This is a genomic window from Erwinia endophytica (assembly GCF_009295515.1).
Taxonomy (GTDB): Bacteria; Pseudomonadota; Gammaproteobacteria; order Enterobacterales; family Enterobacteriaceae; genus Erwinia; species Erwinia endophytica.
In genome coordinates this window covers 18,139-28,068 of the sequence record NZ_RQVV01000027.1, presented here as the reverse complement: position 1 = coordinate 28,068, position 9,930 = coordinate 18,139, and the positions used below count along the sequence as shown (strand labels likewise).

8 protein-coding genes are annotated in these 9,930 nt (G+C 54.6%); all 8 read left to right on the top strand.

Annotation, left to right across the window (positions count from 1 at the left end; translation table 11 throughout):
• Positions 1-799: glycoside hydrolase family 19 protein (locus EH228_RS09680; protein ID WP_338030649.1), on the top strand; the 799-nt coding region annotated here is incomplete at its 5' end.
• Entirely contained in the window at positions 799-1,515 is a 717-nt protein-coding gene (locus tag EH228_RS09675; RefSeq protein WP_152321474.1) for a hypothetical protein, read from the top strand. The genes EH228_RS09680 and EH228_RS09675, both read left to right, overlap by 1 nt.
• Before the next feature lie 75 nt (positions 1,516-1,590).
• Positions 1,591-1,854 carry a PAAR domain-containing protein gene (locus EH228_RS09670; protein ID WP_152321473.1) on the top strand — a complete coding sequence of 88 codons (264 nt, stop codon included), beginning with the start codon at positions 1,591-1,593 and terminating at the stop codon, positions 1,852-1,854.
• Between the two features lie 2 nt (positions 1,855-1,856).
• Entirely contained in the window at positions 1,857-3,017 is a 1,161-nt protein-coding gene (locus EH228_RS09665) for a hypothetical protein (protein ID WP_152321472.1), read from the top strand.
• Positions 3,018-3,042: 25 nt separating this feature from the next.
• Positions 3,043-6,402 carry an ImcF-related family protein gene (locus tag EH228_RS09660; RefSeq protein WP_152321471.1) on the top strand — a complete coding sequence of 1,120 codons (3,360 nt, stop codon included), beginning with the start codon at positions 3,043-3,045 and terminating at the stop codon, positions 6,400-6,402.
• A 156-nt stretch (positions 6,403-6,558) separates the two neighbouring features.
• Entirely contained in the window at positions 6,559-8,328 is a 1,770-nt protein-coding gene (gene tssF, locus EH228_RS09655) for a type VI secretion system baseplate subunit TssF (protein WP_152321470.1), read from the top strand.
• On the top strand, positions 8,292-9,371 hold the full coding sequence (gene tssG / locus EH228_RS09650; protein ID WP_152321469.1) for a type VI secretion system baseplate subunit TssG: 1,080 nt from the start codon (positions 8,292-8,294) through the stop codon (positions 9,369-9,371). The genes tssF and tssG overlap by 37 nt, the downstream gene beginning before the upstream one ends.
• A 31-nt stretch (positions 9,372-9,402) precedes the next feature.
• Positions 9,403-9,927, top strand: a complete 525-nt coding sequence (gene tssJ, locus EH228_RS09645) for a type VI secretion system lipoprotein TssJ (RefSeq protein WP_152321468.1) — start codon at positions 9,403-9,405, stop codon at positions 9,925-9,927.
• The last annotated feature ends 3 nt before the right edge of the window (positions 9,928-9,930 follow it).

The window sequence follows — 9,930 nt, the reverse complement described above, 5'->3', positions numbered from 1 at the left end:
CACCCTGCGAATTGATTTTGCGAAGAAGTGGCTGGACGATATGGAATGGATGAGCGAGGTCGGGCCCTTTACGTCGGGTGGAGCTGTGTGGCATATGCATCCGGTGATGTTTTGTTCAGCTATAAAAGGGGCTTCGGAATATGAGATCACTGTTGAACTAGTTGAAAAACTTCTAGGACATACAAATCCATGGTTTACCGGGAAAAGAGGTGGTAAGGCTTTTGCCACTCACTTCAAAAATAATTATCCTGATGTTTTTGAATTTGATAAGCAAAGTTTTGTGAGTCAATTTAATGAGCAATTAATTGCGTATGGTATTACTGGTGCTTATCACAAAGCTCACTTTCTTTCTCAATGTTTGCATGAGTCCGCTCATTTTGATACGACTTTAGAGTTCGGCTCAGGCCACAATTATGATCTTGGGCAACATAGGGATGCCATTAAAAATGGTAACACCATTATAGGTGATGGCCCTCGATATAAAGGAAGAGGATTGATTCAATTGACGTGGAAAAAGAATTACCAACATTTTTCTGCATATTCAGGTGTTGACTGTGTTAATCAATTTGAGCTTGTGGCATCGGTAATGAGCAATGCAATAAAAGCATCTTGTTGGTTCTGGCGGAACAATGGTGCCGTTCACAAAAAGTATGATGCCAAAGGAGATGTTAACATTCTAATAGATAATGAGAAAAATAACGTAGAGTTGGTTACTCTTGCTGTCAATGGTGGGCAGAACGGATTGCCTGAAAGACAATCATACTTCAATACAATAAAAAAAGAATGGGGGCTAGAATAATGACAATTAGAAAACTTCCTTTGCTGATCGCACTATATTTAATTGGTGTATGTGCAAATAGTTACGCTGAAATGTGTACGGAAAAATCATGCGGTGGATTACCATTGCCTGCTTCAGCACAACAATTCATTGCGAATGGGTATTCAAAAATCGACATTGCTACGCTTGTGAATGGCAAATATTTATTTTTAAGCAGTGAGAGTGATGTTAACAAGTGTTCAGTAATCTTCAAAATAGAAGCGGGTAAAATAGAAAACAGACCTTCTGCAGGCCAAGATGGAAAATTGTGCAATATATCAGAAACAGAAAGCAGTGTAGTGAGTTCAAGGCGGGATCAAGGAATATGGTATAATGATGTATATCAAGTCGCACCAGGAAAGCCTTGGGTGTTGCTTTTTACGGATTCTTGTGCTGATTGTCAGCAAGTAAAAAGGATTTATTTTACAAACGGAATTGAATCTCGTAAAGAGTTGTTATCAGAAGGTGAAAAAATTTCTTCAAGGAAAATATTAAATGGTGTTATTTCAATTCAAAAGTCATTCTTATACTCCCAGCCTGATAATAAGAAAAAAACCAAAGCTTATTTAATCAAAGGCGATACTTTTACATTGACTGACATGTCAGATGATGGGGAGTTCTATCAAATTAATTATAAGCCCTCAACAGGTAAGAATGTGTCGCGCTGGATTAAATCTGATGACTTTGATTTAAATTAGTGCCCATTAATATCGAACACACAGCATTCAATTAAATGGAAAAATCTATCCTGCTATGGCTTAAAAGGACTACTCATGCAAGGAATTATTCGAATCGGAGACAAAACCACTCATGGTGGGGTTGTGCTGTCAGGCTCTTCTACCATGATTTTTGGTGGTATCGGCGTTGCCCGTAAAGGCGACAAAGTGTCCTGTCCACAACAAGGACATGGCCCCACTGTCATTACCGAAGGTAACCCGGACTATCTCGATAACGGGATCCCGGTGGCGTTCCATGGTCATAAATGCGCCTGCGGCTGCACGTTGATCAGTTCCCTGCCTGACGCACTGGTGGGGTGATCATGCCTGTTGTTCTGGAAAAGATCCCGGAAAAAAAAGCCAGACCACCGCGTCCGGTGATCCGACGCTGGTTAATCTTTGGTGCTGCTGTTTTGATCTCAGGGATGGGATTGACGTTCCTGTTCTGGCAGGGTGAACGTTCAGGTCCCGGATTCTGGCTGTTTGCTGTTGTGCTCCCGCTGCTTATCTGGGGGGCCATGTTCTCGGCACGTCGGGCTGGATACAAATATCAGTGCGTGGGTCAGGATGCCGCAAACAGAACCATCAAAGTCCGCCATGCTACCGATAAAGTGCGTGGGCAGCGATTTGCCTGGTTTACCGGTGAGTTTCTGGTGAATGCCCTTGAGCGCGAGTATAAGCCCACGCAAAAAGCGGCATTCAGCAAATCACCCATTCTCCAGCCGGTGGTCCCCCGTGGTGCCGAAAAACCAGTCAGGCACTCCCGCTTGCCCGGTGGGGAAAATGCTCCCGATATGCTGACAAGCCTTCAGGCAGAGATGGCCGGACGCATCAACAAGTTGTTGGACTCACTGCCTTCGTCCATGACCTGTTATCTGGCGCTGGACGTGGCTGAAGACCTGCCGGACCTTTCTCTGAGCTGGTTATCTGAGATTAGCCGTCCAGTTATCCGTATCCGTGACCTGTCAGGGTTACGCATTATCGATTACTGGCTTGATTACCACTACGAAAAACCCTCGGCGCTGCTGGTTATTAGCGTACAGCTGAATGATCTGCCTGAAAATGATTCCGGGGAAGCCATTTCGGTGGTGTTGATGACGAACTGTCGTCTTAAAGATACACCGCCGGTATCAGTACGTCTCCATCGCCCGCAAATCAGTCACAATGGTGATTTGGGGCATGCCCTGCGTTACGCGATGTTGTGGGCGGGGCTTGAAAAGGGCACACCACTTCGGGGCTGGGTGACGGGTGGTACACTGGCATCCAGCGATGCACTCAGCAACGCCTGTGACATTTATGCCCCGGAACTGACCGTCCAGCGTTACGTCAATATTGACGCTGTAGCCGGTTTTGCCGGTATCGCGGCCCCGTGGCAGGCCTTAATCCTCGCAACCCGCCAGTGCCTTGCTGACCGTGAAGCGCAGATGGTTGTGACCGAATCTTCATCAGACTTCCGACAGCTCTGCGCTGTCACTCCGGAATAATAATCAGGGATTGTTACCGCTCGTTATGAACAGACCTTCAGCACTTGCCTCCATTGTTTTCTTTGCGCTCTGCATCACCGGCATATTCGGTTGTTTTCTCTGGATCTATCCGGAAGAGACGGCCAGTGCAGTACGCGTGGGGCCTTACAGCCATCCTGGTGTGGTCGTCTTTTGCCTGACGCTTGTCATCATTATTCTTATTATCGGATGGTTCGCTGAGAAATTAATGGCAGCGGCCGGTGAAAGCGGTGGTAATCAGGATATTGAGCCAGAAAACAGTGCTGTCACCGCTTCCCAGCCTGATGCGCCGTATACCGATGAAGACACCACGCGTTTCACCGCCGGTCCCCTCATTGATCACCTCCGCCTGCGTTATCAACGCCGCTGGAAATCCAAAGTCCGCCTGCTGCTGGTTCAGGGTACCGATGAGCATATTGAAAAAGTGGTCCCGGGGCTGAAGCGTGACCACTGGCAGGAAAATGACGGCATTGTGCTGATCCATGCCGGGCAGGCACAAGCCACGCCGGACCCTGAGTTCGTTAAGGTGCTGAATCAGGTGCGCCCGCAGCGCCCTGTGGACGGCATTGTGCAGGTGATGGACTGCGCAACACTTCCGGATGCCGCCGCACTGGATACGCTGGTGCGCAGCCGTCAGAAAAGTGATGCGACGCTGGGTTGGCAGGCACCGCTCTGGCTGTGGTTCATTCGTGAAGAGGCCTGGGGTCAGGAAGGGAAAGGTGTTCCGGCAACCGGTTCATTGTTTGGTCCGGGTACAGCACCGGAGGCGGCCGTTGCGTCGCTGGCCTCCCTTTCATCACGTCTGCGGCAGGCCGGTATGCCGGTCCTGCTGAATGATACCCGCCATAGCTGGCTGATGAGGCTGTCCGATCAACTGCGCGGCCGTCTTAAGCAGCAACTGACCCCGTTGCTGACCAGTCTGATGACCGGGCCCGCGCCTTATTGTCTGCGCGGTATGATGTTCAGTCCTGCGCTGGCGGCAACCGCCACACTGCCACATGCACGCTTAAGCCATCCTGCGTGGCAGGCGCTTGAAGAAGACTGCCTGCAGGTTCATCCCCGTAAAATCGGTTTTCACTGGCAGCGTGTGCTGCGTCTGGTATTGCTGACGCTGGTTCTGCTGTGGGGGGCCGGGACGTTGCTGTCCCTGGTGGTCAACCGTGACCAGATTTATCAGGCACAGGAAACCGCCCGTGTGGCGGCCGATACCCGACAACCCCTTGCCGAACGTCTGCGTAACCAACTGGTGTTACAGCAGGCGATTGCCCGTCTGCAGAACCGGGAAGCGCACGGTGCGCCGTGGTATACCCGCTTCGGTCTGAATCAGGACCGCGAAACCCTGAATGCACTCTGGCCGCTGTATGCCCGTAATAATCAGGTGCTGATGCGTGATGCGCTGGCAGATGAACTTCACCGTCAGCTGAATGCCTTTGTACAGTTGCCACCGGGCAGTGATGCGCGAACCGCTGCGACCCGGAAGACTTATAACCTGCTGAAAGGTTACCTGATGCTGGCCCGCCCGGATAAAGCCGACGCGCCCTGGCTTGCCGCCAGTATGCTGACGGCCTGGCCGGAACGTGCCGGTGTGTCCGCCAGCGCCTGGCAGACTCAGGCCCCGAAACTGCTGGGCTTCTTTGCCCAGAATCTGCCTGCTCATCCGGAATGGAAGATCAAACCCGATGCGGAACTGGTCGGCACCGTCCGTCAGATATTGCTTAAACAGATTGGGCAGCGTAATGCCGAGTCGGGTCTGTATCAGGAGATGTTGCAGCGTATCGCCCGTAACTGGCCAGATTTGACGCTGGCGGATATGATCGGCGATACCGATGCCTCAACCCTGTTCAGCACAGAGGAAGTGGTGCCAGGGATGTTCACCCGTCAGGCGTGGGAAGAGCAGGTGCAGAACGCCATTGATGAGGTGGTGGAAACCCGGCGCGATGAAATTGACTGGGTGCTGACCGACAAAACCCATCAGCCGGGAAGTGATATCTCACCGGAAGCCCTTAAACAGCGCCTGACCGAGCGTTACTTTACTGATTTTGGTAATGTCTGGCTGAACATGACCAACAGCATCCAGTGGCAGGAGGCCAGCTCGCTGTCCGAAGCGATAGCGCAACTGAACCTGCTGGCTGACGTACGCCAGTCTCCCCTGGTGGCACTGATGAACACACTCGCCTGGCAGGGACAGACCGGCGCCAAAGGTCAGCGGCTTGCCGACTCTCTGGTGGATTCTGCCAAAAAGCTGGTCGGCAGCAAAAAGAGCGCACAGCAGTTTGTGGCAGAAGCACAGGGGCCAAAAGGTCCACTGGATGATGTTTTTGGTCCACTGAACGGTCTGATGGCTGGCAGGGACGGCACCGGCAGTAACGGTAACCTGAGCTTCCAGTCCTGGCTGGCCCGTGTGACCCAGGTTCGACTGAAATTACAGCAGGTGACCAGTGCGCCGGATCCGCAGGCGATGGCCCAGATGCTGGCCCAGACCGTCTTCCAGGGTAAAGCCATCGATCTGACGGACACCCGTGACTACGGTAGCCTCGTTGCCGCAAGCCTCGGGCAGGAATGGAATGGCTTTGGTCAGGCGCTGTTCGTTCAGCCGCTGGAACTGGCCTGGCGTCAGGTGCTTGCCCCGGCGGCAGGCAGCCTGAATGCACGCTGGCAGAGCACCATTGTCTCGCAGTGGAACACGGCGTTTGCCGGGCGCTATCCATTCAGGGCCACCGGAAGCGATGCCTCACTCCCGCTGCTGGCACAGTTCCTGCGGGGTGACTCGGGTCGCATTGCCACCTTCCTGAAAACGAATCTCGGCGGGATCCTGCATCAGGAAGGCAACCACTGGGTGGTGGATCCGTCGGCCAGCCAGGGCATGACGGTGAATCCGGCTTTCCTGGCGGCCATCAACCAGCTGGCGGATATTTCAGACATTATTTTTGCGCAGGGTGACGCCGGGGTTCACTTCGAGCTGATGGCCCGGCCGTCGCGTGATGTGGCGCGTATACAGCTGGTGCTGGATGGACAGAACCTGGATTACTTCAACCAGATGGAGAGCTGGCAAAGCTTTACCTGGCCGGGTAATACGTACTATCCCGGCGTGGAGCTCAGTTGGCGGAGTGTGAACACCGAAATGCGTCTGTACGAGCATAATCAGGGCAACTGGGGCTTTATTCGCCTGCTGGATAAAGCGCTGATCACCCCGCTCGACAGCAGCCGGACCCAGCTGGTGTGGATCACCCCTGACGGTAATCCGCTGAAATTTATTATGCGAAGTGAGCTGGGTGACGGGCCACTGTCTCTGCTGAAACTCAAGGGGTTCAGCCTGCCGGGATCTCTCTTCGCAGTCGGCCCGGAAGCATCCGCGGAGGGGCAATAAGATGGCAACGGCAAAAGCCCTGCAGGCAACGACTGGGAGCCTGCGCTGCTGGTCGGGCTGATTCCATCGCCCCGCCCGGGCGATGGAGTTGTGCGGCTGAACAGGCTGCACCTGATGACCTTTTTTTGATTACCACGACATTCAGGAACCCCGTGCATGGATGATTTAACCCTGCGTTATTTTGAGGCCGAGATGCGCTATCTGCGCGAAGCCGGTAAAGAATTTGCCCGCGCCCATCCCGACAGGGCCGCCATGCTCAACCTCGACAAGACCGGTGCCCGAGACCCGTATGTGGAGCGGCTGTTTGAAGGGTTCGCCTTCATGATGGGGCGTCTGCGCGAAAAGCTCGATGATGACCTGCCGGAGCTGACCGAAGGGCTGGTGAGCCTGCTATGGCCGCATTACATGCGTACCATTCCGTCGCTGGCGGTGGTGGCGTTCTCTCCGGAGTGGCAACGGCTGAAACAGGCTGAAGTCCTGCCGGAAGGCTTCCCGGTACTCTCCCGCCCGGTTGGGCCGGATAAAACCGTCTGCCAGTACCGCACCACCCGTGATATTCCCCTGCAGCCCCTTCATCTGGCTGACGCGCGTCTGCAGACCGAGCCGGACGGGCGTGCGGCCATCCGCCTGCGTTTTGAGTGCGCCAGCAAGGTGGACTGGGCAAAAAGCGGGATTGATAAAGTCGCCCTTTATCTGGATGCTGAAAGCCCTGTCGCGTCGGCCCTGCATCTGGCGCTGACCCGCCGGGTGCATGCGATGTATGCCCGCCACAGCGCAACCCGTGCCGAACGTGTACGCTTTGACGGCTGGTGCAAACCAATGGGCTTTGAAGACCATGAGCGTTTGTGGCCGAAAGGCGACTCGGCGTTCAGCGGCTATCAGCTGCTGCTGGAGTACTTCAGCTTCCGCCAGAAGTTTATGTTCGTTGAGCTGCGTGGGTTGGAGCTGACCGGGCTGAATCAGGACACCTCCTGGTTTGAAACCGATATTGTGCTTGATGGCGGCTGGCCGTCCGATATGCCGTTTGCAACCGAAAACTTCCGCCTGCATTGTGCGCCGGTGATTAACCTCTTCACCCTGGAAGCTGATCCGCTGACCATCGATCCGCTGGAAAATGAATATCTGCTGCGTCCGCTGCGCGTCCAGGATGGTCACACCGAAATCTACAGTGTCGATAACATCCACGGCGCGGTGAAAAACGGTAAACATCCCTATGTGCCGTTCACCAGTTTTCGTCACCGTGGCGGCATGATGCGCCATGATGCGCCGGAGCGTTACTTCCACACCCGTGTGAAACGCGGGCCATCCGGTCTGTATGACACCTGGCTTATCCTTGGGGGCCGTTCATTCGAGAGGGAGCAGCTGGCGGAAAAGCCGGAGTCGTTATCGATGCGTATCACCGGTACCAACGGGCAATTGCCCCGCAAAGCGCTGGAAAGCACGCTGCTCGACCGGGTGGTGAAAGCCGGTAAAGTGCCGGTAAAAGTCCTGAATCTGAATGCACCGACGTTGCCGCTTTATCCACCGGCCAGTGACCGTTTTCACTGGCGCGTAATGAGTCATCTGGGCTCCAGCTTCCTGAGTATGATGGATAACCCGGAAGTGCTGCGTGGCACGCTGGCGCTCTATGACTGGACCGACGATGAGATGAACCGCCGCCGACTGGAGGCCATCGTCGCCGTGAAGCATACGCTGATGCGTCGTTTCGAACGCGGCTACATGCTGCGTGGCGTGGATATTGAAGTCACGCTGAACGCGGACAACTTCGCCGGCGAGGGGGATGTGAATCTGTTTGGTGAAATGTTGCATCGCTTCTTTGCGCTGTATGCCGATGTTCACCTTTTCAATCAGCTGACGCTGGTACTGCAACCGACAGGGAAACGACTGCGATGGAAAGAGAATCACAGCCAGCACATACCGGGCTGACCGAAGACCTCGCTAAGGATATCTGGCGGGTTAACTTTTACCGCTTCTGCCAACTGCTTGAACAGGAAAATCCCGACAGGCCATTGCTGGGCACCGCCGATAAGCCGTCCGGCGACCCCGTGCGTTTTCGCCCCTGGCCGGGGATGGGCTTTCCGGCAAGCGAACTGCGTGCGGTAGAAACAGACGAAGACCACCCGGCGTTGCCGCCGACCGTACGCACAACGTTTCTGGGGATGTACGGCGTGGATTCGCCACTGCCGACCGCGTATTTGGACGACATCGCCCAGCGGCGCGAAGGGGGTGAGGCGACCACGGCGTTTCTCGATATTTTCAGCCACCGCATCATCACTCAGTATTACCGTATCTGGCGCAAATACGCGTACCCAGCCACCTTTGAACCCGGTGCGACGGATGTCACCTCACAGTGTCTGCTGGGGCTGGTCGGGCTGGGTATTCCCGGCACGGCAGAGAATGTGGCCACCCCGGTTTCCCGGTTCCTCGCGCTGCTGGGCACCATGCGCCTGCCGACCCGCAATGCCGAAGGCATTCGCCAGCTGGTGAGCCTGCTGGCGCCGGATACCACCGCAACAGTCATCTGCCCGGACCCGGTAAAAGTCCAGGTGTCGCAGCGCAGTGGTCTGGGGAAGGCCAGCCGTGTTGCCCTGTCACAACGGGCGACACTGGGTAAAACCGGGAAAGAAGCCTGCAGCCGCATTTTGCTGATGCTGGCCACCAACAATCAGGAAGAAGCCGGGGGCTGGCTGCCCGGCGGACAACTGCACACGGACCTGATGGTACTGATGCGGGTGTACATGGGCTATCGCTCGGATGTACGGCTGCGACTGACCGTCCCAGTGAGTGCGTTACCTGAACCCCGGTTGGGGCAAAAACGCCGCATTCAGCTTGGCCGTACCGGTGTGCTGGGCCTGAAAAAAGGCAGGCCCGACAAACGTACTCATCTGACTGTCAGTCTCGGTTGTTACGAAGGGCTGGACTGTAAACCGCTTCCTCAGGCACAGGATGGCGGTTACCGCTTCGATTAGACTTGCTGTTTATTCTGAAAGGAACCTCTGAATGACATCTGTTTCCCTGCGACAGGTCGTCCTGTTCGCATTTTGTGGTCTGCTTGCCGGTTGCGGCCTGACGCAGACCATCACTGACGGCACCGTCAACGTGACCAAATCCATTTTCTACAAAAAGATAAAGGTGTTGCATCTCGACTTTGAACCGCGCGCGGCGGCCAATGCCGATGAAGCACAAACGCCGCTGGCGACCATGGTCCGCGTGTATCAGTTAAAGGACCGTCAGAAAGTGGATGCTGCCGACTATCAGAAGCTGTTGCGGGATGCCGACAACACGCTGAAAGAGGACATGCTGGTGAGCAAATCGCTGCTGGTGATGCCCAAAGGTAGTGTGATGCTCAATATGCCAATGGATGAAGACGCGAAGTATGTCGCGGTCATCGGCCTGTTTAATCGTCCGGACATGAAGAACAACACCTGGCGACTGGTGCTGACTCGCGATGACCTTGACCCGGACAAACCCCGTACTATTGAGATCGGAAATGGTTTTCTGACCCTGGTTCCGGTTAAGGAGTAACGA